The sequence below is a fragment of the Marinobacterium sp. LSUCC0821 genome, assembly GCF_012848475.1.
GTDB lineage: Bacteria > Pseudomonadota > Gammaproteobacteria > Pseudomonadales > Balneatricaceae > Marinobacterium_E.
This window is the reverse complement of sequence record NZ_CP051666.1, coordinates 751060-776688: the sequence shown is the minus strand read 5'-3', so window position 1 is coordinate 776688 and position 25629 is coordinate 751060. Positions and strand designations below refer to the sequence as shown.

Genomic DNA, 25629 nt, shown 5'->3' with positions numbered 1-25629 from the left:
GTTAACCAGGCTTAGATGCGTTTAGCTTGCGCTGCAGCGTTACCTACATAGTTTGCTGGAGTAAGCTGGCGAAGTTCAGCTTTCGCACTCTCTGGAATCTCAAGAGTCTCGATGAAATCAAGCATCACCTCTTTGGTCATCCCTTTGCCACGTGTAAGTGCTTTTAGCTTCTCGTATGGCTCTTCAATTGCGTAGCGGCGCATCACAGTCTGGATAGGCTCTGCTAGTACCTCCCAACTGTTATTAAGGTCTGCATCTAGACGCGCAGCGTTTACCTCTAGTTTGCTGATACCTTTTAGTGTCGCAGCGTAGGCGATTAACGAATGGCCAAAACCAACGCCAAGGTTACGAAGAACCGTTGAGTCAGTTAGGTCGCGCTGCCAGCGAGAGATAGGTAGTTTCGCAGTTAGGTGGCCCATGATGGCATTCGCAATACCAAGGTTACCCTCAGAGTTTTCAAAGTCGATCGGGTTAACTTTGTGCGGCATTGTTGATGAGCCAACTTCACCTGCAATGGTTTTCTGCTTGAAGTAACCCCAAGCGATGTAGCCCCACACGTCGCGATCGAAATCGATCAGGATGGTGTTGTAACGACATACAACATCAAACAGCTCTGCGATGTAGTCGTGTGGCTCAATCTGAGTTGTGTACGGGTTCCAGCTAATGCCTAGCTTGTTGATAAAGCTCTCTGCGTTTGCTTCCCAATCGATCTCTGGGTAGGCGCTTAGGTGAGCGTTGTAGTTACCCACAGCACCGTTGATTTTGCCTAAAAATTCAATCGCATCTAGTTGCTTGATCTGGCGACGCAGACGGTAAGCGACGTTTGCCATCTCTTTACCAAGGGTAGAAGGTGATGCAGTCTGACCGTGGGTGCGAGAGAGCATTGGCTGCTCAGCAAAGTCACGTCCAAGTTTGGCGATCTGTGATTCGATCTCAACCATCTCTTTGCGAACCACGGCTACACCGTTTTTCAGCATAAGTGCGTGTGATAGGTTGTTAATATCTTCAGAGGTACATGCGAAGTGAACGAACTCGCTGATCGCATTCAACTCTGCGTTATCTGCAAAGCTCTCTTTGATGAAGTACTCAACCGCTTTAACGTCGTGGTTAGTGGTACGTTCGATCTCTTTGATGCGCTCTGCATTTGCTAATGAGAAGTTATCTACAAGGTTGTTCAGAAGCGCGTTAGCTTCTGCGCTTAGCGCTGGTACTTCTGCAATACCTGCATGTTCAGCAAGCTGTTGTAACCAACGAATCTCAACCTCTACTCGAAAACGAATTAGACCGAATTCACTGAAAATTGAACGTAGGTCAGAAGTTTTGCTGCCGTAGCGGCCATCAACCGGTGAAACGGCGGTGAGAGCGTTGAGTTCCATGTAGAAATAATCTCTTGGTTTAGCGTGAAATTTAGGTGCGAGATTATATAGAAAAATGGAGCGTTTTGGGAGTGTTAAAGGGATTCTTTCGCGGCTTACCCCTTCGGAGTTATGCGTTCCTGCAGAGTGTTTTCAAGGTCGCGTAGGAGCGCATTGCCCAAAGGGCAAGCCGCGATATGTAAGAGAGATTGTTAATAGGTCGAAGATGGCGGACCGCTTTGCGGTCCTTTCGCGGCTTCACGCTTCGCGGGAATGCGCTCCTACGGCAACCGCCCCAGGGTCTGTCTTCTGGTCTGACCCCACTCTCTATACCCGCTTCAACCGCTCGATTGAATCGCCCACACGTGATCTAAAGAAGATCAGATGCCAGCGCTTGCCGCCCACCTGCCGCCAAAGCATCGCTGCGCGGATGCCAGCTAAGAGTAGGGCGCGAATGCGGGCAGCGTTTTCGTTGTTTTGGAGGTTACTTGGGTCACCTTGAACCTGAATTCGGAAATTGAAGTTCGAGATGGTATCGCGATAGAGCGCATCGATACCTGCCACTACGGTCGAGTGAGAGAAGCGTTTTGGATCAGGTTCTTGGTCATCTGAATTGCTAGACGCCCAGAAGTAATTTGCCTTCTGTTCAAGTTCAGTAAGGCGCTCTCCGATAGTGCTAAGGTAGCTACTGTTTTGGCTCAGTTTTTTCTCAAGTGTGAGGATGCTAAGTGCGTAACGCATCACCATAGGTGAAAATACATTGCCTTTTTTTTCAATTACTTGTTTGATTGTGTTAAAGCCATCATGAAGGTTTATTGGTAGCATAGCCAGGCCGCCAAAAACATCTTCAGTTGAGTTTGGGTTCATCTCAAATAGGCTAGCAATTGATGCTTCCATGCTGCTGGTTGCACAGCTGCCTTGGCGTGCTATCTGGTCAACTAGATGGGCCGCTTGAAACACGCCTGCCAGTGCGATCGCTTGTTGATCTCTGTTATTCATTGCGCAAACTCCCAGCTCAAATCACGAGAACTGAACTCTATTACGCCCCCGCCTAGACATAGATCATCTAGGTAGATCACCAGTGATTGGCCAGGTGTAACGGCGCGCTGAGGCTCGTCAAATTCCACTCGGTACCCATCACCCTCTTTAAACAGAGTGCAGGCCTGATCTGGCTGACGGTATCGCACCTTGGCTGTGCAGCGCAGGGGAAGCTCTGGCTCCTCTCCACTAATCCAGAAGATCTCAGAGGCGTGAAGCCACTCGCTGTAGAGAAGTTCGTTATCTATTCCCTGAACAGCGATCAGCTCGTTACGCCCAAGATCCTTACCCGCAACAAACCATGGATCCTCAGAGTAGTTGGCTAAGCCGCCAATTCCTAACCCCTGACGTTGACCGAGTGTGTAGTACATCAAGCCTTGGTGCTGACCAATAGGGTCGCGATCTGGTGTGACTATTTTGCCTGGCTGCGCTGGTAGGTACTGCTTAAGGAAGTCGCTGAAACGGCGCTCTCCGATAAAGCAGATACCCGTACTATCCTTCTTCTTTGCAGTAGCAAGCTCGAGCTTCTCAGCAATTTTTCGAACCTCTGGCTTCTCAAGTTCGCCGACGGGGAAGAGGGTCATCGCCAACTCTTTGTGGCCAACTTGATGCAGGAAGTAGCTCTGATCCTTGTTTGGGTCGAGTCCTTTGAGTAGTAAACCTTTATCACCCTCTAAACGACGACGGGTGTAGTGACCGGTGGCGATCATGTCTGCACCAAGCATTTGAGCGTACTCAAGAAAGGCTTTGAATTTAATCTCGCGGTTACAGAGGATATCTGGGTTAGGGGTACGACCCGCTTTATACTCTTCAAGGAAGTGTTCAAAGACGTTATCCCAGTACTCGGATGCAAAGTTTGCCGTATGCAGATGGATACCTAATTTATCGCAGACTGCCTGAGCATCAGCCAGGTCCTCTATAGCAGTGCAGTACTCAGTGCCATCGTCCTCGTCCCAGTTCTTCATGAAGAGCCCTTCAACCTGATAGCCCTGCTGCTGAAGAAGGTAAGCGGATACAGATGAGTCGACACCGCCGGACATGCCAACGATCACTTTGGTCTCTGAAATTGCTTTGTTACTCATCGTCTATTCCAAACTGTCTTGAATCATGGAGAGTGGGAACTGTTTACCATTTAAGTAGTCATCAACACACTCAAGGACTAGATGGCTGCGAAGGCGCTCTTTGGCTGCAGCTATCTCATCACGGGTCATCCAAAGTGCCCGCACGATGCCCTCATCGAGTGTGAGTGATGGGTCGAAATCAACGGCGCGCGCGATAAAGGTGACGCGGTGAAAGGTGAGGTCTCGCTCAGGTACGCGGTAGACATAAAGCCCCAATACCGACTCTAGCTCAACTTTCCAGCCCGTCTCTTCGTAGGTTTCACGAATAGCCGCCTGAAAGAAGGTTTCGTTATTCTCAACGTGTCCAGCGGGTTGATTCAGTACCAGCTCCGTACCGTTAATGAGCTCTTCTACAAGGAGAAATTTACCCTCTTTTTCAACGATGGTAGCCACCGTAGCATGGGGGAACCAGCGCACTTGAGTATCAGCTTTTGAATCTATTTGGGACATCTGAGTTTATTCTGTGAATGTGAACGCCTATCATACCAAACTTTAGAGCCCTGCCGAGGGGCAAATCTGATTTTGGAGTGGTAATGCAGGATCATATTGAAGTCGTAGAGCAGGCATTTGATAGCGCAGCCGGTTTGCAGTGGTTGAAAGAGGATTCACAAGGGGTTGGTGCGCTTGTCTCTTTTACCGGTATGGTGCGTGAACTTCCAGACGCTGATCTCGACTTTATGGAGCTTGAACACTATCCAGGAATGACCGAAAAAGCGCTGCAGAAGATCACAGCTCAGGCGCGTGAGCGTTGGCCTCTTAAACGCGTATTTATCGTTCACCGGGTCGGTGCTATGCGACTCTCGGATGAGGTGGTTCAGGTGGCTGTCAGCTCTGCACACCGAGCTGCTGCTTTTGAAGCCGCTAGCTTCATCATGGATTATCTAAAACGAGATGCGCCATTCTGGAAACGTGAAGTGAGCGATAAAGGTTCTGTTTGGGTTGAACAAAAATCTAGCGACGTCGCTGCCGCTGAGCGTTGGTCGGACGACGCTTAGCTCTATCACTCTGTTTTGGGGAGCTGAGATGAACTGTTTCGGTGCGCCACTCACCTGGTTGCAGGTTTTCCAAACTCCAGTTACCTATCGCTGCACGAATTAATCGCAGAGTGGGGTAGCCAACAGCTGCCGTCATCCTACGAACCTGTCGGTTTCGACCCTCACTAATTTTTAGCTCTATCCAGCTAGTGGGAATCGATTTTCGCTCACGGATGGGTGGAACTCGATCCCAGATCTGAGGCGAATCTATTCGTTTAGCTTGGGCCGGGCGAGTTGGTCCATCTTTAAGAGTTACACCCGCACTAAGTTGATCTAGGGCCTCATCGTTGATCTCCCCCTCAACTTGCACCCAGTAGGTCTTGGCCAATTTGAACTTGGGGTTGGCGAGCTGATGTTGCAGTTGGCCCTCATCAGTCAGTATCAATAAGCCTTCAGAGTCGTAGTCTAATCGACCTGCAGCGTAGATATTTGGCGTATTGATGTATTCGCTTAGCGTCGCGCGCCCTTCGTTATCGGTGAAAGTCGAAAGCACGTTGAACGGTTTGTTAAGAAGATAGATGGTCGCCATAGCTGCTAATGTTAAGGCATGGCTCGCTTATGAACTAGCGTTTATACCTAATTAACTCAAACACTTTGCAACTACTAACCACTTGAAAACGCATGCCTTAACCCACATCTAGAGTGTTAGTGGAATATTTGAATCGCTCTACAACCTATGGTTCTATGATGACTATTAGAGATCGCTTCTAAGGGTTACATCGTACGCCTTAATTATTGAGCTGTTTTACAAGGGATTGATGGCCCTTGATTGTTAAAGAGGTTGATTTGAAACATATTTTTACAATGGGTCCTGATGGTGATGAAGAGCATCAGCCACCAGGTTTAGCCACTGCAGAAGCGCAGCCCAAGTTAAAGCAACCCTCACTCTATAAGGTGATTTTGCTAAACGATGACTATACTCCAATGGAGTTTGTGATTGATGTGTTAATGATCTTCTTCAATCTTGATCAGGAGAAGGCGACGCAGGTGATGTTGGCGGTGCATACTCAAGGTAAGGGTGTGTGTGGGATCTATACGCGTGATGTCGCTGAGACCAAAGCGGATCAGGTGAATCAGTTCTCACGCGAAAATAAGCATCCGTTGCTGTGTGAAGTTGAGCCAGCTTAACTTCTAAACAAATGTTATGCGTTTAGTGCTAGATTAAAGTTTCTGAGTGTTAAGTCGATTCCTTAATGGAGTCTGATGGAGGCGGTATATGTTAAACAGAGAGTTAGAAGATACCCTTAGCACCGCGTTTAGGTCTGCGGGATCACAGCGCCACGAATTTCTTACGGTTGAGCATCTGCTACTGGCGTTGCTTGAGAACCGTCACGCCTTTGAAGTGCTGGCTGCATGCGGTGCAGATCTAGACCGCTTGCGAGCTCAGTTGACTCAGTTTATTGCGCAGACATCGCCACTGCTCCCTGAGAATGTGGCGGATGCTGAAACTCAACCTACACTCGGTTTTCAGCGGGTACTGCAGCGTGCCGTATTCCATGTTCAATCTTCAGGTAAGAGTGAGGTAACGGGTGCTAACGTGCTCGTGGCTATCTTTAGCGAGCAGGAGAGCCAGGCAGTCTTCTTCTTGCTATCCCAAGGGATTGAGCGTTTAGATGTTGTTAACTACATCTCACACGGCGCGGGCGAATCAGAACAGCCTGAAAATAACAGCGTTGAAGGTGAGGGGCAGGCTGAGCAGCAGCAAGAACAGAGCGCGCTCTCTAAATATGCGATCAACCTCAACAAGCAGGCTGCTCTGGGTCAGATTGACCCACTTGTAGGGCGCGATGAAGAGGTTGAGCGCGTTATTCAGATCCTTTCGCGTCGTCGCAAAAATAACCCGCTGTTGGTAGGTGAGGCGGGTGTCGGTAAGACTGCTATTGCTGAGGGTCTTGCTAAACTGATCATCGAAGAGCAGGTGCCGGATGTTATCGCTAACTCAGTTGTCTACTCATTAGACCTGGGTGCGCTAGTAGCGGGCACTAAATATCGTGGTGATTTTGAGAAGCGTCTCAAAGCGCTGCTCAATGAGATCAAAGAGCAACCGGAAGCGGTGCTGTTTATCGATGAGATCCATACCATTATCGGCGCAGGTGCGACCTCAGGCGGTTCGATGGACGCCAGCAACCTTCTTAAACCGCTCCTTAGCTCAGGTAAGCTTCGCTGTATTGGATCGACCACCTTCCAAGAGTTTCGTGGCATTTTTGAAAAGGATAGAGCCTTGGCTCGCCGTTTCCAGAAGGTCGATGTGCTTGAGCCAAGTGTTGATGAGACCTATCAGATTCTGAAAGGCCTGCGTTCTCGCTTTGAAGAGCATCACAATATTAAATACTCAGATGCAGCACTTAAGGCGGCCGCTGAGATGGCTGATCGCTACATCAACGAGAAGCACTTGCCTGATAAGGCGATCGATGTGATTGATGAGGCGGGTGCATATCAGCGTCTTATTCCTGAGGAGAAACGGGTCGAGATTATCGACGTGGTTCAAATCGAGAATATCGTCGCGAAAATTGCTCGTATTCCGCCTAAGAGCGTCTCTGCATCTGATAAACAGCAGTTGGCTAAACTCGACAGCAATCTGAAGATGGTTGTGTTGGGGCAGGATGAAGCGATCGATAATCTCGCGGCAGCGATCAAGCTTTCGCGCGCAGGCCTAAAAGAGCCTAACAAACCCGTCGGTAGCTTCCTATTTGCAGGTCCTACCGGTGTTGGTAAGACAGAGGTTACTGCCCAGTTGGCTCGTATTCTGGGGATCGAGTTGATCCGCTTCGATATGTCGGAATATATGGAACGCCATACCGTATCACGCCTGATTGGTGCACCGCCGGGATATGTTGGCTTTGATCAGGGTGGCTTGTTAACTGAGGCGGTGACTAAGTCGCCACATGCAGTGGTTCTGCTTGATGAGATTGAGAAGGCGCACCCAGAGGTATTCAACCTGCTTCTACAGGTGATGGATAACGGTACGCTAACCGATAACAATGGTCGTAAAGCGGACTTCAGAAACATCATTCTGATCATGACTACCAATGCGGGTGCTGAAGATATGGGGCGTGCTAGCTTCGGCTTCACCAAGCAAGATCACAGTAGCGATGGTATGGAGGCGATTAAACGTCTCTTTACGCCTGAGTTCCGTAACCGTCTGGATTCGGTTGTTCAGTTCAAAGCCTTGACGCCAAAAATCGTGCGCGGAGTGGTTGATAAGTTCTTGATGGAGTTGCAGGCGCAGCTTGATGACAAGGCTGTATCAATCCACGCCACAGCAGACGCATCCGATTGGCTAGCTGAGAAGGGCTACGACGAGAAGATGGGTGCGCGACCTATGCGCCGTCTCATTCAAGAGAAGATCAAGAAACCACTGGCAGAGATGATTCTGTTTGGTGAACTTGCAGAGGCGGGCGGTAGTGTTGAGATCGGGGTTGGTAGCGATGGTGAGCTAACGTTAACCATTACAGAAAAAGAGATGGCCACTGTTTAGTGGCCATCTCTCGAGATCTGTTGCTAACCGCTTTACTACGAAAAGCTTAGCGAGCGCGGTAAGTGATTCGGCCTTTGTTTAGGTCGTATGGAGTTAGTTCAACTTTCACTTTATCGCCCGTAAGGATACGGATGTAGTTTTTGCGCATTTTGCCAGAGATGTGTGCAATCACAACGTGACCGTTCTCCAGTTCTACACGGAACATCGTGTTAGGAAGGGTATCAATTACCGTACCTTCCATTTCAAAAGCGTCTTCTTTAGCCATTAACTACCTACTCTTAATTGAATCTTTCCTAATTAATCGACCGCAAATCTGCGTATTTTCGATTAATTGGTCCTGAAGGTCGCGTATTCTGCCTGAAAACGAGCTGAAAGTGAAATGGTCTATAGGATCATATCATCGGTTGCCGCTACCCAATTATCGTCTAAAAGGATTTCAAGCGGTTTAAATCCGGTTTTGTAGGTCATCTTACGGCAAGATTTCACCCAGTAGCCGAGATAGAGGTAGGGTTCGCGGCGTGTTTTTAGATATTCAATTTGCCAAAGTACAGCGTATACACCAAGGCTGCGTTTATCATGGTAGGGGCTAAAGAAGGTGTAGACCGCAGAGATGCCATCTTCGAGTTGGTCTGTAACGGCGACCGCTAGCAGTGTGCCTTCGCTATCTCTGAATAGGTGGAAGCGTGTCTCTTGGTTGGTCTCTACTAGGAAGCTATCGAACTGCTCTTTGGTTGGCGGATACATATCGCCATCCTGATGCCGTTCGCTTATGTAGCTCTGGTAGAGCTGCCAAATCTCCTCGTCGAGCCTCGGCATAATAGTCTCAACTAAGATGTCGCTATTTTTATTGCTAATTCGGCGCTGCCCCTTAGAGAGATTAAATTGCTCAACAGGGATTCGGGCTGAGATACACGCTTTGCAATACTCACAGTGAGGGCGGTAGATATGGGTGCCGCTGCGACGAAAGCCGAGTTGTGTTAGATGTGTGTAAGTGGGGCGATTGATCTCTGCTTGTGGGTCGACGAACAATGTAACCGCTTCGGCTGGCTTGATGTAGCTGCAGTCGTGTGGCGGGGTTACAAAAAATTTAAGTGTTTGCAGATTGGACATCGAAACTACCACCTTTTCTCTAACCAAGGATCAAACGCAGGCTGTTCACTGCACCCTTGGAGTAGATTTTTAAATCTTTCGCGATCAATTTCAACCGCACCAAGTGAAGCCAGGTGAGGGTTGTATACCTGACAATCAATTACAGCATAGTTCGCTTCTTGAAGTTTGCCACATAGGTGATGAAAAACGATCTTGGATGCGTTAGCTCTTAGGGAAAACATCGATTCCCCGAAGAAGATTCGACCGAAGTTGAGACCATAGAGTCCGCCGACTAGTTCGTTCTCTACCCATAGCTCAACAGAGTGGGCGATGCCCATGCGATGAAGTTGGCTATAGGCCTTGATAATCTCCTCTGAAATCCAGGTTCCGTTTTGATCTGCGCGCGGTGCTGCACAGGCGCGCATGACTTTTTCAAAGCTCTGATCTATGCGAATTTCATAGTGCAAATTGCGTATCGTTTTGCGAAGCGATTTTGAAAGATGAAACTGCTCTGGAAACATGACGCAGCGAGGAGAGGGGCTCCACCAAAGAATGGGGTCGTCGTCGCTAAACCAAGGAAATATGCCATTTTGATAGGCATCAGTAAGCCATTGTGGGGTGAGCTCGCCACCGGCAGCAAGAAGGCCGTTGGGTTCATCTAGGGCGAGATCAATTGTTGGAAACTGGGGATCCCCAGTTTCCAACCAGGGGAGGTACATGGAGCTTTTATTTACCGAGGTTATCTAGGTAACGTTCCGCATCCAGTGCAGCCATACAGCCGAAGCCAGCCGAGGTGATCGCTTGACGGTACATGTGGTCACACACATCACCTGCAGCGTAGACGCCTTCGATGTTGGTTTGTGTCGCGTTACCTTCAAGTCCAGAACGGATCTTCAGGTAGCCATGCTCCATCTCAAGTTGATCTATGAATAGCTCTGTATTTGGCTTGTGGCCGATAGCGATGAATACGCCTTGAGCTTCTAGATCCTGAGTTTCGCCACTCTCTGTGCTCTTAACTCGAATGCCGGTTACGCCCATCTTGTCGCCAAGTACTTCGTCGATTGTATGGTTCCAAACTAGCTTGATGTTGCCGTTCTCTGCACGCTCCATCAACTTGTCTGCCATGATCTTCTCACAGCGAAGTGAATCGCGGCGGTGCACTAGAGTCACTTCTGCAGCGATGTTGGATAGGTAGAGTGCCTCTTCAACTGCAGTGTTACCACCACCCACGACAACCACTTTCTGATTGCGGTAGAAGAAACCGTCACAGGTCGCACATGCACTTACACCCTTGCCTTTGAATGCCTCTTCAGACTCAAGACCTAGGTACTGAGCTGATGCGCCGGTTGCGATGATGAGTGCGTCACAGGTGTAAGTACCCATGTCGCCAGTCAATTTGAATGGGCGCTGGGTTAGTTCAGCTTTGTTAATGTGATCGAAAATGATTTGAGTGTTAAAGCGCTCAGCGTGTGCTTGCATACGCTGCATAAGCTCAGGACCTTGTACACCTTCAACATCGCCAGGCCAGTTGTCGACTTCAGTGGTTGTGGTGAGCTGGCCACCCTGTTGCATGCCGGTAATCACGACAGGGTTGAGGTTGGCGCGTGCTGCGTAGACTGCAGCTGTGTAGCCAGCAGGGCCAGAACCAAGGATAACTAAACGGTGATGTTGTACTTCGCTCATCTTTAACTCGTCCAAAATATAATTCAGTTTTAACAAATATGTGGCCAGTGAAACGTTAATTCAACCAGAGATCAATAGCCTAACTGTCACTTTATAAGTTTAAGGGCTCAAGAGATCGCCCTGATGGGCATATTTATGGTATTTTGCTTCAAGTTTTTTAGGTTTGTGTTAAGGGTCTTTTTTTGAGCAATCAACCTTCAGCTTCACCGCTCAGTTTAACCACGCAGTTAAATCGTGTGGCGCGCGAAACCTTTCTGGTTTTGGCGATAGGTATCAATCTTCTTTTGATGGTCGCGCTGGTTAGTTACGACGCCCGTGATTCAGGCTGGTCTCACCAAGGTTATCAAGCCGATGTGAGTAACTGGGCTGGCTGGTTGGGTGCTTGGTTTGCAGACTACTTTGTCTCTTGGGTGGGTGTTGCCGCCTTTATTGTCCCTTTCTTAACTATTGTTCCAGCACTTCGTTGGCTTCGCCGCCGCTACCTCGGTACCGTCGATATGTTGCCATTTGTTGTGCTTCGAGTTGCCGGTGCAATTTTTCTGGTGCTCGCCATCTCTTCGCTTGCTGCTATTCACATCAGTAATGCCAATCTACAGATGCCTTTTACCGCTGGCGGTCTTTCGGGACTCGCATTAAGCGACTTCATGGTTCGCTGGCTCAATGTGATTGGTGCAACTCTGCTGTTTTGGGTTATCGCTGTTATTGGCGCTATCTTCTATGTCGACATTACATGGAAACAGCTACTTGATGGCTTGGGGCGTGCAGTTTTGTGGGGGTGGTCAAAACTCACTGAAGGGAGTGAAGTTAAATCCGCGGCTCAGGTAACCCCTAAGCGTGCAGAGCGTGAGATGAATGTTCGTCCAGTGCGAACAGAGACGCCTAGAAACGAACCAGAGTTTATTGATGAACCTTCACTTGGTGATCTGACTGATCTATCAACCGAAACTGTAGAACCAGCAATTACACCAGCACTTGAATCGACTTCGGCTCCAGATATGAGTGCGAAGAGCACTGAGCTTGACGTTGTAGAGTCAGCACTTGAGGCTAAGAAAGGTCCTAAGATCGTGCCACTATCTGAGACTCATAAGCCTATGGATAGTGATGATGAGGTGGATGCTAAGCCTGCGCCTAAACGCGTCGCTAAAATCAAAATTCCAAGTTTGGACCTTCTCGATCCACCCGAACTTAAAACCGACTCTGGCTATACTCCAGAAGAGGTTGAACACCTTTCACGTCTACTTGAGCAGAAGCTGCTTGATTTCGGTGTGGTCGCTGAGGTGGTTGAGGTTAACCCAGGTCCTGTTATTACCCGCTTTGAGATTCAGCCAGCACCGGGTGTTAAGGCGAGCAAGATCTCAAACCTTGCTAAAGATTTGGCACGTTCAATGGCTGTAAGTGCTGTTCGTGTCGTTGAGGTTATTCCTGGTAAGTCAGTGATGGGTATAGAGATACCTAACCACTCGCGTGAAATGGTTCGTCTCTCTGAGGTCCTAACCTCTAAGCCGTATCGAGATGCAGCCTCTAAACTGACTCTAGCGCTTGGTAATGATATTGCGGGTAACCCAGTTGTTGCCAACCTCGCTAAGATGCCCCACCTATTGGTGGCGGGTACCACCGGTTCAGGTAAGTCGGTGGGTGTTAACGCTATGCTTTTAAGTCTGCTATTTAAAGCGACCCCTGAAGAGGTTCGTTTGATGCTGGTGGACCCAAAAATGCTAGAGCTCTCAATTTATGATGGTATTCCGCATCTATTAACGCCGGTCATCACCGATATGAAAGAGGCTGCTGGCGGTTTACGTTGGTGTGTGGCTGAGATGGAGAATCGCTACCGTCTCATGGCTAAGGTAGGTGTGCGTAATATTGCAGGTTTCAATGAGAAGGTCGCTGAAGCTGCAGCTCGTTGCGAGCCACTGCGAGATCCTCTATGGAATCCGATGGAGCAGGGGCTTTCTCCTACCGATCCGGCGCCTATTCTAGAGACGCTTCCGTACATCGTTGTTGTGATAGATGAGTTTGCCGACATGATGATGATTGTCGGTAAGAAGGTGGAAGAGCTGATTGCTCGTATTGCCCAGAAAGCGCGTGCAGCGGGTATCCATTTGATTCTGGCAACCCAACGCCCATCAGTGGATGTTATTACCGGTCTGATTAAAGCAAACGTGCCTACTCGCATTGCGTTCCAGGTCTCATCTAAGATCGACTCTCGCACCATTCTTGATCAATCCGGTGCTGAGAACCTGCTTGGTAACGGTGACATGCTCTACCTACCAGCGGGTACATCGGTTCCTAATCGTGTCCACGGTGCATTCGTCGGTGATGATGAGGTGCATCGTGTTGTGGAAGCTTGGAAAGCTTTGGGTGAGCCTGTTTTTGTAGATGCCATTTTAAGTGATGGCTCAGAGGGCGGGGCCGCTGCTGGAGGCGGTGGCAGCCTGTTTGATGATGAGGCAGATCCGCTTTATGACGAGGCGGTAGCCTTTGTATTGGAGACACGTAAAGCGTCTATCTCTTCAGTGCAACGTAAGCTCAAGATTGGCTACAACCGGGCTGCACGTATGATTGAAACCATGGAAGCTGCAGGTGTTGTAACTGAGGCGGGCAGTAATGGTCAGCGCGAAGTGTTAGCACCACCGCCACCGCGGGATTAAATTCAGGGGTTGTAATGATGTTTCGAAGATTAATCCTAGCCTCTATGTTTCTTTGTGTTAGTGCCATGAGTGCTAGCAGTTCAGTGATGGCTTCAGATGTTGAGGATCTTTCTGCAAAACTTCAGTCACATCAGCGTCTATCTGCAAAATTTCAGCAGTACTCGTTAGGTGAGGGCTCCGCACGTGAGGAGGTCTCTGAGGGTGTGCTCTGGCTTGAAGGGTCAGAGAAGTTTCGTTGGGAGACTGAGAAGCCTTTTCCTCAGGTGATTGTTTCCGATGGTCTATCGCTCTGGGTCTATGATCCTGACCTGGAGCAGGTGACTCGCCGTCCATTGGGCGAGGGTGAGGTGATGACACCGGCTCGTGTGCTTGGTGGTTCGTTGAGCCAATTAAAAAGCTACTTTGATGTCACGTTGATTGATGCTGGCGCTAGCAACACTCTCTATGAGTTGAAGCCTCTGCTGGCTGAACAAGCTGAGTTTAAACGCCTGCGTATGCTCTTTACCGAAGATCGACTTGCTGAGCTGTTGATCGAAGATACCTTAGGGCAGCGCTCTCTAATTATGCTGACTGATATCACCTTTCCTGAATCATTCGATGCAACGATTTTTCAATTTGAACCGCCTGTCGGGGTCGATCTTATTGAGGTGGGTGGTTCTTAATGAGCGATCTCTTCTCGGACGCCCCTTCGACCGCATACGAGCCGCTGGCATCGCGTATGCGGCCGCAATCACTGGATGACTACCTAGGGCAGGATCATCTCTTTGCTGAGGGCAAGCCGCTACGTCGTCAATTAGAGCAGGGTTCAATCCACTCATTGATTTTGTGGGGCCCACCAGGTGTGGGTAAGACAACACTTGCACGTTTGATCGCTCACTATGTGGATGCTGAGTTTCTCTCTATCTCTGCTGTCATGGATGGTGTTAAAGAGGTGCGTGCCGCAGTTGAGCGCGCCAAGATGTTACGTGTCCAGTCTAGCCGTAAATCTATTCTCTTTGTTGATGAGGTCCATCGTTTCAATAAGGCCCAACAGGATGCATTTCTCCCCTATGTTGAAGAGGGGACGCTGATCTTTATTGGCGCAACAACAGAGAACCCATCCTTTGAGTTGAATAACGCTCTGCTATCTAGGGCACGGGTCTATCCATTAAAAGCCCTAGGAAGCGATACCCTTGAACAACTTCTGCTTCGAGCGCTTGCCATGGACAGTCAGTTGGTCGAGCGCAAGCTGCAATTTGAAGAGGGTGTCATCAAGGCCTTAGCTGAGGCTGCTGATGGTGATGGCAGAAGAGCACTCAATCTATTAGAGATCGCTTCTGAGCTTGCTGAGACTTCAGAGCAGGGTGAGGTCGTTCGTCTCTCTGCTCTATCTGATGTCCTCTCTGCTGGGGTTAGACGATACGATAAGGGTGGCGATCTCTTCTATGATCAGATATCCGCCTTTCATAAGTCAGTTCGTGGCTCGAGTGCAGATGGGGCCCTCTATTGGTATTGTCGCATGTTGGATGCGGGTTGTGATCCACTCTATATAGCGCGTCGTTTAGTGGCGATCGCCTCTGAAGATATTGGTAACGCTGATCCACGCGCTATGCAGGTCGCTATTACCGCTTGGGATGCATTTGAACGGGTAGGGCCTGCTGAGGGCGAACGAGCCATCGCGCAAGCTGCTGTCTACTGTGCGCTCGCCCCTAAAAGCAATGCCCTCTATAAGGCCTTTAATCAGTGTCGAGCTGATGTTGCCAAAGAGCCAAGCTATGAAGTGCCTAACCACCTGCGCAATGCGCCAACTAATCTTATGAAGGAGCAGGGCTTTGGTGAGGGTTACCGTTATGCACATGATGAACCCAACGCATATGCTGCAGGTGAGATCTACCTGCCAGAAGAGATCGCAGAGCGAAGCTACTATTTGCCAGAGAGTCGTGGCTTAGAGATTAAGTTACGCGAAAAGATGGATTGGCTCGCGGAGGCTGATCATCAGAGCCCAATCAAACGCTACAGCAAGAGGAGAGATAGCTAAATGCTTCATATACTCAGTGTTGCACTAGGGGGTGCACTAGGTGCTATGTCGCGCTACTGGCTCAGTGGTTGGCTTAACTCTGCAGACCAGAAACTTCCGGTAGGCACACTAACTGCCAACGTTGTTGGATCGCTATTAATGGGTATCTTTTTCGTGCTCATTATGGAGCGCGCAAAGTTACCAGCTGAGATGCGCCCACTGTTAATGACCGGTTTTCTCGGGGCATTTACAACTTTTTCAACTTTTTCGCTCGAAACAGTGACCTTGATCCATGAAGGTCATGTCACCGCAGCGATCTTTTATGTACTATTGAGCGTCGTTTTATCCGTCACTGCTTTAGCGGTGGCGATTTGGCTAACACGCCTGATTTGATTAGTGATTTATAGGAAGTTTGATCGATGTTAGATCCACGCCAGGTTCGCGAAAACCCAGAAGCTGTAGCGCAGTTGCTACTTAAAAAGGGTTACGAATTCCCAATTGCTCTATTTAACGAGTTAGAGCAGCAGCGTAAGCAGGTGCAAGTTGAGACTGAGTCCCTTCAGAATGAGCGAAACACCCGTTCAAAATCGATTGGCCAGGCGAAAGCTCAGGGTCAGGATATTGCGCCGCTACTAGCTGAAGTAGGTGAGCTAGGTGCTAAGTTGGATCAGTCGAAAGAGCGCCTCAATGAGATCCAGTCTCAGCTTGATGCCATTCTTTTGGGCACACCAAATATCCCAGACAGCTCTGTACCTGAGGGTGCGAGTGAAGATGATAACGTTGAAGTTCGCGTTTGGGGCACACCTGCAAGCTTTGACTTCGAAGTTAAAGATCACGTAAGCGTCGGCGAAGGGCTTAAAGGATTGGATTTTGAAACTGCAGCTAAGCTTACAGGCTCTCGCTTTGCGGTCATTCAAGGCCCATTGGCACGCCTTCACCGTGCACTTGCTCAGTTCATGATAGACACCCATGTTGATCAGCACGGCTACACTGAGATTAACGTTCCGTTTATGGTCAACAGTGATTCACTTCAGGGGACAGGGCAGTTACCTAAATTTGAAGAGGATCTCTTTAAAGTTCCTTTCGGTGATCGTGACTACTACCTCATTCCAACAGCTGAAGTACCCGTAACTAACCTTGTACGTGATGCGATTGTTGATGCCGAAGCGCTACCGATGGCTTACGCATGTCACAGCCCTTGTTTTCGCTCTGAAGCGGGTTCGGCAGGTCGTGATACACGCGGTATGATTCGTCAGCATCAGTTTGAAAAAGTTGAGATGGTCCAAGTAGTTAAACCGGAAACCTCATGGGATGCTTTGGAAGCAATGTGTGGTCATGCTGAAGCGATTCTGCAGAAGTTAGAGCTACCATACCGTGTCGTTTCACTCTGTGGTGGTGACCTTGGTTTCTCAGCTGCTAAAACCTACGACATCGAAGTTTGGCTACCAGGCCAAGAGAAGTACCGTGAGATCTCATCGGTATCAAACATGACCGATTATCAAGCGCGTCGTATGCAGGCTCGCTGGCGCAATCCTGAAACGGGTAAGCCAGAACTCGTTCACACATTGAATGGTTCAGGACTTGCAGTGGGCCGTACTCTGGTTGCAGTGCTTGAGAACTATCAAGAGGCTGATGGTAGCGTGCGTGTTCCTGAAGTGTTGAAACCTTACATGGGTGGTCTCGAGAAACTAAGCGTCTAAACGCTGGGGGCAGAATGAATCAACAGTACGATCTAGTTATTGTTGGTGGCGGGATGGTCGGTGCTGCAACAGCACTGGCCCTCGCTGATAGCTCCCTTAATATCGCGCTTTTGGAGCGCAACCTTCCAGAATCCTTCTCTGTTGATCAACCCTTAGATCTTCGTGTCTCGGCACTCAGTCCAGCTTCTATCGAACTGCTGGATCGTTTAGATGTTTGGAAGACAATTACTGCACAGCGCGCCTGCCCATATCGTCGTATGCGTGTTTGGGAGTTAGATGAAGATGCCGAAGGGCTTATAGGCAAAGCGGCTCGCGCCTGTGCGACTGAGTTTAACTCTGCTGAAATTGGACTTGATCAACTGGGTTATATAGTTGAAAACCGCCTTATCCAACGTGCACTTCTCGATAAACTAGCGCTCTGTGAGCAGGTAACGCTCATCACGGATGGCGTTGTATCAATCGACTACTCAGCGGGTGCAACTCTGGTCGAGCTCGACTCGGGTGAGTCGCTTATTGCGCGCCTGTTAGTGGCAGGCGATGGCGGTGAGTCGATGGTTCGACAAGCTGCAGCGCTCGGCGCTCATCAGTGGGACTATGGCCAGATGGCGATGGTGATCAATGTCGCGACAGCAGATTCTCAACAGGACATCACCTGGCAACAATTTAACCCCTCGGGTCCTAGAGCACTGCTACCACTACCGGGAAACAACGCATCGCTTGTCTGGTATGACTCTCCTGAGCGTGTGCAGGCTCTGTTAGCTATGGATTTACTATCTCTTCAGCAAGAGATCCTTCACAGCTTCCCAGCACGCTTAGGTGCAATAGAAGCGATACATGGTCGTGCTGCATTCCCACTACGTCGAATGCACGCTCAGCACTACGTTGCCGAGGGTGTAGCGCTGTTAGGGGATGCCGCACATCAGATCAATCCGCTTGCAGGTCAGGGAGTTAATCTCGGCTTTCAGGATGTTGAAGTCTTCGCAGAGGTAATCCTTGAAGCTATAGGGCAGGGTGAGTCGCCTGGATCCTTGGCCGTTCTGAAGAGATACGAGAATCGTCGTCGTAAGGCCAATCTTTTGATGATGCAGACGATGGACTTCTTCTACCGTGCATTTTCCAACCATCAAACGTCGCTTAAAGTGGCGCGCAATCTACTGCTAGGTGCTGCAGGTTTCGCAAAACCCCTGCGTAACAAAGCGCTTCGTGTCGCCTCTGGGATTGATAGGTTTTAACATTTAGCTCGATGCTAAATGTTAAAACGGTGTCCGAACTTTTGTCTGACCCCACATTCGACAGACTGTAGTAGCTAGCCCAAAGGGCGACGCGAATTAATAAACGGTCGCTTCGCCTTATAGGCTAGCTCCTACATGACCCTGGAAGACGCTGAACGACTTACAAACCGCTATTGCGGTTTGATCGCGGCTTGTCGCTTCGCTCCAATACGCTCCTACGCGACCCTGGAAATAGACCGTAGGAGCGCATTCTTGCGTAGCAAGAAGCCGCGAAAGAACCGCAAAGCGGTTCGCCATCTTCAATTTCGCGCCAGATTTTCAATGATATAACCTGGACTGCAAAAGCTTCAGCTTGAATTCACCTATATCTGTTCATATTTAATTGTTAAGGCTTTTGAGAGGTATCTATGCGTCCATCTATTGCTCTGTTGCTAGCTTCATTTGTTTTTACGCCACTTGCACACTCAGCACTCCCTGTAACTGATTCGCAGGGTAAAGGTTTGCCATCTATCGCGCCGATGCTTGAGCGTGTAAACCCTGCAGTTGTGAATATCGCAACCTTCTCGACGCGGCAGGTGGTAAATCCGCTGTTGAATGACCCATTCTTCAAACACTTCTTTAACATCCCTCAAGACCGTTTTGTTCCGGAACAGCGCCGTAGCCAGACCAGTGCGGGGTCTGGGGTGATTGTCGATGCTAAGAAGGGGACCATCATCACCAACTTTCACGTGATCAAAGGGGCGGATGAGATCGTGGTTGGTTTGACCGATGGGCGAACGTTTAAGGCATCTCTCATTGGCGCAGATCCTGAAGTTGATATTGCCGTACTGGATATAGAGGGAGAGAACCTCAGTGAGTTGAAGATTCGTAACTCGAGCGGCGTTCGGGTAGGGGATTTTGTGGTTGCGATCGGCAATCCCTTCGGTCTAGGTCAGACGATTACAACGGGAGTGGTAAGCGCCATTGGCCGTTCGGGCCTAGGTATTGAGGGTTACGAGAACTTTATTCAGACAGACGCATCGATTAACCCTGGTAACTCGGGTGGTGCGTTGGTCGATCTAAACGGTGAGTTGGTGGGAATCAATACTGCGATTTTAGCACCCAGTGGTGGCAACGTCGGTATAGGTTTTGCGATCCCATCCAACATGATGCGCCAGGTAGCGGATCAACTGTTGGATAACGGAGAGGTGAAACGAGGTTGGGCGGGTCTTGAAGTCCAGGTTTTGGATAGCGACTTGCGCCAGGCCTTTGATCTCAAAAACGGCCAAAATGGCGTTATCGTAGCCAATGTAATTGAGGGCTCCCCAGCTGCAAAAGCTGGAATTAAGGTCGGTGACCTCATTCTTGCCATGGATGGTAAGCCTGTCACTGATGCAGCGCAGCTTCGCAATTTGGTCGCTTTCTCTGCTAAAGGCGACGCTATCTCAGTTGATTTGATTCAGAACGGCAAGCAAAAAAGAGTTTCGTTGAGAATTGCTCATGCTCCTCAGGTTGAGCGAAGTGCAACCAATCTCCACAAGCTCCTTGAGGGGGCATCTTTTGGCATGAGTAGTGATGGCAAGAGCGTTGTTGTGGTTGATGTAGTTCGCGGCTCTCGTGCTGCCTTAGCGGGAATGGCTCAGGGTGATCTGGTGGTAAGTGTAAACCGTCGTCGCGTTACGGATCTTGAAGGGCTGCGTGGTGAGATGAGTACTACCGCGAATCAACTATTACTGCAGTTACAGCGAGGTCGTTCAATTTTTTATCTCGTTTTGCGATAAAAATTAGCTAAATCGAAAACAGCGTCTACACTAAAGACTTAAAATTCACATTTGTAACCATAGTTATGAGAAGTTACAAAGTGCATATCTGTCTTGTTCATCTGTGGATTAAGAGGTTGGCATGAAGGGCGTTGTTTTTAATATTCTTGAGGATATGGTTGTTGCAAAAGGGGGGATCTCTCTTTGGCAGAAGCTACTATCTCAATCTGGGGTTAAGGGCGCCTATACGGCAGTAGAGACCTACGAAGATGCAGAGCTCTTTACGCTAGTGCATGCAGTCTCTGAAACTTTAGATGTGCCAATGCCAGATCTAGTGCGTAGTTTTGGCGAGTTCATGTTTCAGCAGTTGGCAAAACGTTACCCAGAGTTTGTTGAGACACCCCCCGATCTTTTCTCCTTCTTAGAGAGCATAGACTCAGTTATTCACCTTGAGGTTAAGAAGCTCTACAGTGAAGTGAATTTGCCCCAAATTGATTGTAGTCAGGCACCAGGCTCTGTTTTGCGCATGCAATACCGCTCGCCTCGTAAATTATGTATTCTGGCAGAAGGATTGGTTCAGGGGGCTGCAAGCCACTTTAATACGCCGATTACTATTAGCCACGATATCTGCATGCATCGCGGTTCAGATCATTGCGAATTGGTTATAGAAGCACAGGCATGAGCGAAGAGTTAGAGCTTTACAAACAGGCTTATGAACGTGAGCGAGAAGCGCGTATCGCGGCAGAGTCTGTCGTTGAACGTCGTTCGCGCGAGCTCTTTAAAAAGAACCAAGAGTTGGAGAAGAGTATTGCTGAGCTGCAAGGCCATCAGGATGCGATTATCCAATTTGAAAAACTTGCCTCTTTGGGAACACTTATCTCCGGTGTAGCCCATGAGATCAACAACCCACTTGCATTCGTTACGGCGAATGTTGAATCGCTTACTACGCATGCAGAGCAATACAGCCGAGCCTTTGCCCAGCTTGTGGCGCAACTGCAACAAGCTGATCCAGACTCTGAGTTGTTGGCGAGGATCTACCAGCAAGATCTGCACTACATCAATGCTGAACTGCCATCGATGATGCAAGATACCCAAGAGGGTGTAGGCCGCGTGGTAGAGATTGTGCAGAGCCTTAAGAGTTTTGGTCGTATGGATCGTGCCTCTCGCGTTCCTGCAGATCTTAATGAGGGTATTCGCTCAACTCTTAAGCTACTTCAGCATGAGCTTAAAGGATCGACCTCTGTTGATCTAAAGTTGTCTGAGCTGCCAATGGTTAAATGTAATCCGGGTGAGATCAATCAGGTCTTTCTCAATATTATGATGAATGCAGTGCACGCACTTAAAGATACGGCCAAAGCGGTGTTAACGGTTGGATCCAAAGTCACACAGCAATCCGTAGTTATTACCATCGCTGATAATGGCTGTGGTATGGATGAATCGGTACTGTCGCGACTCTTTGAGCCTTTCTATACCACCAAGCCGGTAGGTGAGGGGACTGGGTTGGGTCTATCCATTGCAAATAAAATCATTGAAGAGCATGCAGGCTCACTCTCTGTAGAGTCCAGAGTTGGCTCGGGTACCTGTTTCACGATCTCAATTCCGTACATTGCATAGCGTTACCTTTCGCTCTCTCTTTTTCACTCCCTGTCACCATTTTTGTTAGCTTACTTACCACCTCTTTTTTTGTAACTTTCGCACTTCTTATTCCGACATTTTTGCACTATCGTTGTGCATATAATTAAGTCTACTATTTAGATATAAAGAGCCACAAAAATTTCATAATGGTTAGACTAAAAGGCAGATTTTTCTGCAACCCGCGCCATCTCTGGCTCTTCTCTTCCTGTCCTATAAGTCAAGTAAAAAAAGCACTATATTTAGTGTTGCATTAGGCTCAAAAATCACTATATTTTGTGTCTATGGGTTAGGGGTTCACTATATATAGTGTGTTTTAACTCCCCAGACACAACAGCATGTAGTATGAGTTTTAACCACAACTTCTTGATTTAAGAGGTTAACTCCCTGGAAAAACTCATGTTGAGCGAATAAGACGGAATCTAAAAATGCAACAAGCGCTTAAAGTTACGAAACGAGACGGAAACCAAGAGTCTCTAGATCTTGAAAAGATCCATAAGGTAATCACCTGGGCAGCAGGGGATTTAGCTACGGTTTCAGTCTCTCAAGTAGAGTTGAGTGCAAATATGCAGTTCTTCGAGGGGATCTCTACCTCGGACATTCACGAGACGCTAATTAAGTCTGCAGCGGATTTGATCTCTGAAGAGGCGCCAGATTACCAGTATCTAGCTGCCCGTCTTGCTATCTTCCATCTTCGTAAGAAAGCGTTTGGTACCTTTGAACCGCCACACCTATATGCTCATGTTCAGGCGATGGTCGCTGATAAGCGCTACGACCAGCACCTACTAGAAGATTACTCTGAAGCTGAATTCAACGAGATGAATGACTATCTCGCTCACGACCGTGATATGAACTTCAGCTACGCTGCTGTTAAACAGTTGGAAGGTAAGTACCTTCTGCAGAACCGTGTTACCGGTAAGATCTATGAGAGCCCGCAGCAGCTTTATATGCTAGTTGCTGCATGTTTATTCTCTAAATACCCACAAGATACACGTATGGGCTACGTGAAACGTTTCTACGATGCCTGTTCGCTATTTAAGCTTTCACTACCTACGCCGATCATGGCGGGTGTCCGTACGCCAACGCGTCAGTTTAGCTCGTGTGTATTGATCGAAGCGGATGATAGCCTAGATTCAATCAACTCTACCGCCTCGGCGATTGTTAAGTATGTATCGCAGCGTGCTGGTATCGGCATCAATGCCGGTCGTATTCGTGCACTAGGCAGTCCGATCCGTCAGGGTGAAGCGTTCCACACTGGCTGTATCCCGTTCTACAAACACTTCCAGACAGCGGTTAAGAGCTGTTCGCAGGGTGGTGTGCGTGGTGGTGCAGCAACGCTGTTCTACCCAATTTGGCACTTAGAGGTTGAGTCACTTCTAGTTCTTAAGAACAACCGTGGTGTTGAAGAGAACCGCGTACGTCACCTTGACTACGGCGTGCAGATCAACCGCATGATGTACCAGCGTCTTATCAAAGGCGGAAACATCACGCTATTCAGCCCACATGAGGTGCCAGGCCTTTACGAAGCGTTCTTCGCTGATCAGGATAAGTTTGAGAAGCTTTACGAGCAGTACGAAGCGGATCCTTCAATTCGTAAGCAGACCATTAAAGCGGTTGAGCTGTTTGGTATTCTCGCGTCAGAGCGTGCATCTACAGGTCGTATCTACATTCAGAACGTCGACCACTGTAACACCCACAGTCCATTCGACCCAGCAGTGGCACCAGTTAAACAGTCAAACCTCTGTCTAGAGATTGCACTGCCAACTAAACCACTGAAAAATGTTGACGATACCGAGGGCGAGATTGCTCTTTGTACACTCTCTGCATTCAACCTAGGTGCGATTCAGAATCTAGATGAGCTTGATGAGCTATCTGAACTGATTGTACGTGCTCTAGATAGCCTACTTGATTACCAGGACTACCCAGTGCCAGCTGCCTACACAGCGACTATGGGGCGTCGTACGCTGGGTGTGGGTGTGACTAACCTTGCATACTACCTAGCTAAAAATGGCGTTCGTTACTCAGATGGTAGTGCGAATGGCCTGGTACACCGTACCTTTGAAGCGATTCAGTACTTCTTGCTTAAAGCGTCAAACACCTTGGCTAAAGAGCTGGGTGCTTGTCCTAAGTTTAACGAAACGACCTATGCGAAGGGCATTCTGCCAATCGATACCTACAAGCGTGAAGTGGACACTTTCTGTGATGAGCCGCTTCACTACTTCTGGGAGACGCTTCGCGAAGATATTCGTGAGTTCGGCCTACGTAACTCAACGCTGACTGCATTGATGCCATGTGAAACATCATCGCAGATCACCAACTCGACCAACGGTATTGAGCCACCACGTGGTTACGTATCAGTTAAATCGAGCAAGGATGGTGTGATGAAGCAGATCGTACCTGAGTTCCTTGAACTGCGTAGCCAGTATGAATTGCTCTGGTCGATCCCAGATAACGAAGGTTACCTCCAGTTGGTCGGTATCATGCAGAAGTTCGTAGACCAATCGATCTCAGCTAACACCAACTACGACCCGGCTAAGTTCCCAGGTGAGAAGGTGCCTATGAAGCAGCTGCTTAAAGATCTTCTAACTGCTTACAAGTACGGTGTTAAGACGCTTTACTACCATAACACTCGTGATGGTGCGAAAGATCAGCACGATGATATGGGTGGCTGTGAAGGCGGCGCTTGTAAGTTGTAATTTTAGTTAAGTTAAGTTATTTCGGAGCGATTGAGGCTTATGTCTTACTCAACGTTTAGTACCAGTTCACACGATGCAACCCGTGAACCGATGTTCTTCGGTCGTGGCGTTAACGTAGCGCGATACGACAAACAGAAATACCCAATTTTCGAGAAGCTCATCGAGAAGCAGCTCTCCTTCTTCTGGCGTCCAGAGGAGGTTGACCTCAGTACTGATCGTAAAGACTTTAAAGCGCTTCCAGAGCATGAGCAGCATATCTTCTTAAGTAACTTGAAGTATCAGACGCTGCTCGACTCTGTGCAGGGTCGTTCGCCTAACGTTGCCTTCTTGCCGATCGTCTCTATCCCAGAGCTAGAGACCTGGTTTGAGACCTGGGCGTTCAGTGAGACGATTCACAGTCGCTCATACACGCACATTATTCGTAATATCGTAACTGAGCCTTCAGTTATCTTTGACCAGATTGTGACTAACCCTGAGATCGTTAAGCGCGCAGAGGCAGTTACTCGCCTATACGATGAGTTGATTGCGCTAGTGAACGTCTACACCGTACATGGTGAAGGTAAGCACACCATCGATGGTCAAAACTACGATGCAACGCTCTACAACCTTAAAACCAAACTCTACCTAACGCTGGTCTCTGTAAACGTTCTCGAAGCGATTCGCTTCTACGTGAGCTTTGCCTGCTCGTTCGCCTTTGCAGAGCGTGCAGTAATGGAGGGTAACGCTAAGATTATCCGTCTAATCGCACGTGACGAAGCGCTTCACCTCACTGGTACCCAGCACATGATCAACATCATGAACTCGGGATCAGATGACCCAGACTTCAAGAAGATCGCACAAGAGGTTAAACCTCAGGTGATCGATCTCTTCCGCGAAGCGGCAGAGCAGGAGAAGGAGTGGGCGGAGTACCTATTCAGCAAGGGTTCGATGATCGGTCTTAACGCACGCATTTTGGGTGACTACGTTGAGTACATCACCAATATCCGTATGAAGGCCCTTGGTCTTGAAGAGCTATTCCCAACGCGCGCTAACCCGCTACCGTGGATGAACTCATGGCTAGTCAGTGACAACGTACAGGTTGCTCCGCAAGAGTCAGAGATCAGCTCTTACCTTGTAGGTCAGATCGATAACGAAGTCGACAGTGACGACTTCGATGACTTCGACCTGTAGTAGGGGATACCCAGCCTG

At 48.8% G+C, this 25629-nt stretch carries 23 protein-coding genes; 14 read left to right on the top strand and 9 right to left on the bottom strand.

From position 1 onward, the window contains the following. Positions 1-11: 11 nt before the first annotated feature. The 4 genes from purB to HH196_RS03800 all read right to left on the bottom strand — a co-directional run bounded on the left by purB (position 12) and on the right by HH196_RS03800 (position 3964). On the bottom strand, positions 12-1376 hold the full coding sequence (gene purB, locus HH196_RS03815; protein ID WP_169450748.1) for an adenylosuccinate lyase: 1365 nt from the start codon (positions 1374-1376) through the stop codon (positions 12-14). Between the two features lie 306 nt (positions 1377-1682). Beyond that, on the bottom strand, positions 1683-2354 hold the full coding sequence (hflD, locus tag HH196_RS03810) for a high frequency lysogenization protein HflD (RefSeq protein ID WP_169450747.1): 672 nt from the start codon (positions 2352-2354) through the stop codon (positions 1683-1685). Further along, positions 2351-3475, bottom strand: a complete 1125-nt coding sequence (gene mnmA, locus HH196_RS03805) for a tRNA 2-thiouridine(34) synthase MnmA (RefSeq protein WP_169450746.1) — start codon at positions 3473-3475, stop codon at positions 2351-2353. Before mnmA ends, hflD begins: the two co-directional genes overlap by 4 nt. 3 nt (positions 3476-3478) lie before the next feature. Next, positions 3479-3964: an NUDIX hydrolase gene (locus tag HH196_RS03800; protein WP_248276887.1), complete on the bottom strand. Its 486-nt coding sequence runs from the start codon at positions 3962-3964 to the stop codon at positions 3479-3481. Positions 3965-4047: 83 nt separating this feature from the next. Between HH196_RS03800 and HH196_RS03795 the strand changes: the two genes are divergently transcribed. Beyond that, the gene (locus HH196_RS03795; protein WP_169450745.1) at positions 4048-4509 is read left to right on the top strand and encodes a molybdenum cofactor biosynthesis protein MoaE; all 462 of its coding nucleotides are present in this window, start codon (positions 4048-4050) and stop codon (positions 4507-4509) included. Here HH196_RS03795 and HH196_RS03790 read toward each other — a convergent pair. Then, positions 4466-5077, bottom strand: coding sequence for a pseudouridine synthase (locus HH196_RS03790; RefSeq protein ID WP_169450744.1), 612 nt, complete (start codon positions 5075-5077; stop codon positions 4466-4468). The genes HH196_RS03795 and HH196_RS03790 overlap by 44 nt on opposite strands. 275 nt (positions 5078-5352) lie before the next feature. Here HH196_RS03790 and clpS point away from each other — a divergent pair, with 275 nt between their 5' ends. Continuing rightward, entirely contained in the window at positions 5353-5676 is a 324-nt protein-coding gene (gene clpS, locus HH196_RS03785) for an ATP-dependent Clp protease adapter ClpS (RefSeq protein ID WP_169452300.1), read from the top strand. An 88-nt stretch (positions 5677-5764) separates the two neighbouring features. Beyond that, positions 5765-8026 carry an ATP-dependent Clp protease ATP-binding subunit ClpA gene (gene clpA / locus HH196_RS03780; RefSeq protein WP_169450743.1) on the top strand — a complete coding sequence of 754 codons (2262 nt, stop codon included), beginning with the start codon at positions 5765-5767 and terminating at the stop codon, positions 8024-8026. A gap of 46 nt (positions 8027-8072) precedes the next feature. On the opposite strand, the gene infA is transcribed toward clpA, so the two are convergent. From infA to trxB, 4 genes are all read right to left on the bottom strand, one after another. Next, positions 8073-8291 carry a translation initiation factor IF-1 gene (gene infA / locus HH196_RS03775; RefSeq protein WP_169450742.1) on the bottom strand — a complete coding sequence of 73 codons (219 nt, stop codon included), beginning with the start codon at positions 8289-8291 and terminating at the stop codon, positions 8073-8075. A gap of 119 nt (positions 8292-8410) precedes the next feature. Continuing rightward, positions 8411-9136 carry an arginyltransferase gene (locus HH196_RS03770; protein ID WP_169450741.1) on the bottom strand — a complete coding sequence of 242 codons (726 nt, stop codon included), beginning with the start codon at positions 9134-9136 and terminating at the stop codon, positions 8411-8413. Between the two features lie 5 nt (positions 9137-9141). Further along, a complete protein-coding gene (aat, locus tag HH196_RS03765; protein WP_169450740.1) occupies positions 9142-9834 on the bottom strand; it encodes a leucyl/phenylalanyl-tRNA--protein transferase in 693 nt (230 codons plus the stop codon). Between the two features lie 7 nt (positions 9835-9841). Next, a complete protein-coding gene (gene trxB, locus HH196_RS03760; RefSeq protein ID WP_169450739.1) occupies positions 9842-10798 on the bottom strand; it encodes a thioredoxin-disulfide reductase in 957 nt (318 codons plus the stop codon). A 182-nt stretch (positions 10799-10980) separates the two neighbouring features. On the opposite strand from trxB, the gene HH196_RS03755 reads away from it, so the two are divergent. The 11 genes from HH196_RS03755 (at position 10981) to nrdB (ending at position 25611) form a co-directional block, all read left to right on the top strand. Then, entirely contained in the window at positions 10981-13446 is a 2466-nt protein-coding gene (locus tag HH196_RS03755) for a DNA translocase FtsK (RefSeq protein WP_169450738.1), read from the top strand. A gap of 86 nt (positions 13447-13532) precedes the next feature. Then, a complete protein-coding gene (gene lolA / locus HH196_RS03750) occupies positions 13533-14108 on the top strand; it encodes an outer membrane lipoprotein chaperone LolA (protein WP_169450737.1) in 576 nt (191 codons plus the stop codon). Further along, positions 14108-15463: a replication-associated recombination protein A gene (locus HH196_RS03745; protein ID WP_169450736.1), complete on the top strand. Its 1356-nt coding sequence runs from the start codon at positions 14108-14110 to the stop codon at positions 15461-15463. Before lolA ends, HH196_RS03745 begins: the two co-directional genes overlap by 1 nt. Next, a complete protein-coding gene (gene crcB / locus HH196_RS03740) occupies positions 15464-15835 on the top strand; it encodes a fluoride efflux transporter CrcB (RefSeq protein WP_169450735.1) in 372 nt (123 codons plus the stop codon). Positions 15836-15861: 26 nt separating this feature from the next. Next, positions 15862-17142, top strand: a complete 1281-nt coding sequence (gene serS, locus HH196_RS03735) for a serine--tRNA ligase (RefSeq protein WP_169450734.1) — start codon at positions 15862-15864, stop codon at positions 17140-17142. A 14-nt stretch (positions 17143-17156) separates the two neighbouring features. After that, positions 17157-18374: an FAD-dependent oxidoreductase gene (locus HH196_RS03730; protein ID WP_169450733.1), complete on the top strand. Its 1218-nt coding sequence runs from the start codon at positions 17157-17159 to the stop codon at positions 18372-18374. 407 nt (positions 18375-18781) lie between these two features. After that, positions 18782-20134 carry a Do family serine endopeptidase gene (locus HH196_RS03725; protein WP_169450732.1) on the top strand — a complete coding sequence of 451 codons (1353 nt, stop codon included), beginning with the start codon at positions 18782-18784 and terminating at the stop codon, positions 20132-20134. A 121-nt stretch (positions 20135-20255) separates the two neighbouring features. Next, complete coding sequence (locus tag HH196_RS03720; RefSeq protein WP_169450731.1) at positions 20256-20795, top strand: heme NO-binding domain-containing protein; 540 nt, start codon at positions 20256-20258, stop codon at positions 20793-20795. Next, on the top strand, positions 20792-21727 hold the full coding sequence (locus tag HH196_RS03715) for a sensor histidine kinase (protein ID WP_169450730.1): 936 nt from the start codon (positions 20792-20794) through the stop codon (positions 21725-21727). The genes HH196_RS03720 and HH196_RS03715 overlap by 4 nt, the downstream gene beginning before the upstream one ends. Before the next feature lie 446 nt (positions 21728-22173). Beyond that, entirely contained in the window at positions 22174-24441 is a 2268-nt protein-coding gene (nrdA, locus tag HH196_RS03710) for a class 1a ribonucleoside-diphosphate reductase subunit alpha (RefSeq protein WP_169450729.1), read from the top strand. A 39-nt stretch (positions 24442-24480) separates the two neighbouring features. Continuing rightward, positions 24481-25611: a class Ia ribonucleoside-diphosphate reductase subunit beta gene (gene nrdB, locus HH196_RS03705; RefSeq protein ID WP_169450728.1), complete on the top strand. Its 1131-nt coding sequence runs from the start codon at positions 24481-24483 to the stop codon at positions 25609-25611. Positions 25612-25629 lie beyond the last annotated feature (18 nt).

Coding starts and splice junctions, on each gene's coding strand:
- purB (WP_169450748.1), bottom strand. CDS start 1,376: ATGGAACTCAACGCTCTCACCGCCGTTTCACCGGTTGATGGCCGCTAC.
- hflD (WP_169450747.1), bottom strand. CDS start 2,354: ATGAATAACAGAGATCAACAAGCGATCGCACTGGCAGGCGTGTTTCAA.
- mnmA (WP_169450746.1), bottom strand. CDS start 3,475: ATGAGTAACAAAGCAATTTCAGAGACCAAAGTGATCGTTGGCATGTCC.
- HH196_RS03800 (WP_248276887.1), bottom strand. CDS start 3,964: ATGTCCCAAATAGATTCAAAAGCTGATACTCAAGTGCGCTGGTTCCCC.
- HH196_RS03795 (WP_169450745.1), top strand. CDS start 4,048: ATGCAGGATCATATTGAAGTCGTAGAGCAGGCATTTGATAGCGCAGCC.
- HH196_RS03790 (WP_169450744.1), bottom strand. CDS start 5,077: ATGGCGACCATCTATCTTCTTAACAAACCGTTCAACGTGCTTTCGACT.
- clpS (WP_169452300.1), top strand. CDS start 5,353: ATGGGTCCTGATGGTGATGAAGAGCATCAGCCACCAGGTTTAGCCACT.
- clpA (WP_169450743.1), top strand. CDS start 5,765: ATGTTAAACAGAGAGTTAGAAGATACCCTTAGCACCGCGTTTAGGTCT.
- infA (WP_169450742.1), bottom strand. CDS start 8,291: ATGGCTAAAGAAGACGCTTTTGAAATGGAAGGTACGGTAATTGATACC.
- HH196_RS03770 (WP_169450741.1), bottom strand. CDS start 9,136: ATGTCCAATCTGCAAACACTTAAATTTTTTGTAACCCCGCCACACGAC.
- aat (WP_169450740.1), bottom strand. CDS start 9,834: ATGTACCTCCCCTGGTTGGAAACTGGGGATCCCCAGTTTCCAACAATT.
- trxB (WP_169450739.1), bottom strand. CDS start 10,798: ATGAGCGAAGTACAACATCACCGTTTAGTTATCCTTGGTTCTGGCCCT.
- lolA (WP_169450737.1), top strand. CDS start 13,533: ATGGCTTCAGATGTTGAGGATCTTTCTGCAAAACTTCAGTCACATCAG.
- HH196_RS03745 (WP_169450736.1), top strand. CDS start 14,108: ATGAGCGATCTCTTCTCGGACGCCCCTTCGACCGCATACGAGCCGCTG.
- crcB (WP_169450735.1), top strand. CDS start 15,464: ATGCTTCATATACTCAGTGTTGCACTAGGGGGTGCACTAGGTGCTATG.
- serS (WP_169450734.1), top strand. CDS start 15,862: ATGTTAGATCCACGCCAGGTTCGCGAAAACCCAGAAGCTGTAGCGCAG.
- HH196_RS03730 (WP_169450733.1), top strand. CDS start 17,157: ATGAATCAACAGTACGATCTAGTTATTGTTGGTGGCGGGATGGTCGGT.
- HH196_RS03725 (WP_169450732.1), top strand. CDS start 18,782: ATGCGTCCATCTATTGCTCTGTTGCTAGCTTCATTTGTTTTTACGCCA.
- HH196_RS03720 (WP_169450731.1), top strand. CDS start 20,256: ATGAAGGGCGTTGTTTTTAATATTCTTGAGGATATGGTTGTTGCAAAA.
- HH196_RS03715 (WP_169450730.1), top strand. CDS start 20,792: ATGAGCGAAGAGTTAGAGCTTTACAAACAGGCTTATGAACGTGAGCGA.
- nrdA (WP_169450729.1), top strand. CDS start 22,174: ATGCAACAAGCGCTTAAAGTTACGAAACGAGACGGAAACCAAGAGTCT.
- nrdB (WP_169450728.1), top strand. CDS start 24,481: ATGTCTTACTCAACGTTTAGTACCAGTTCACACGATGCAACCCGTGAA.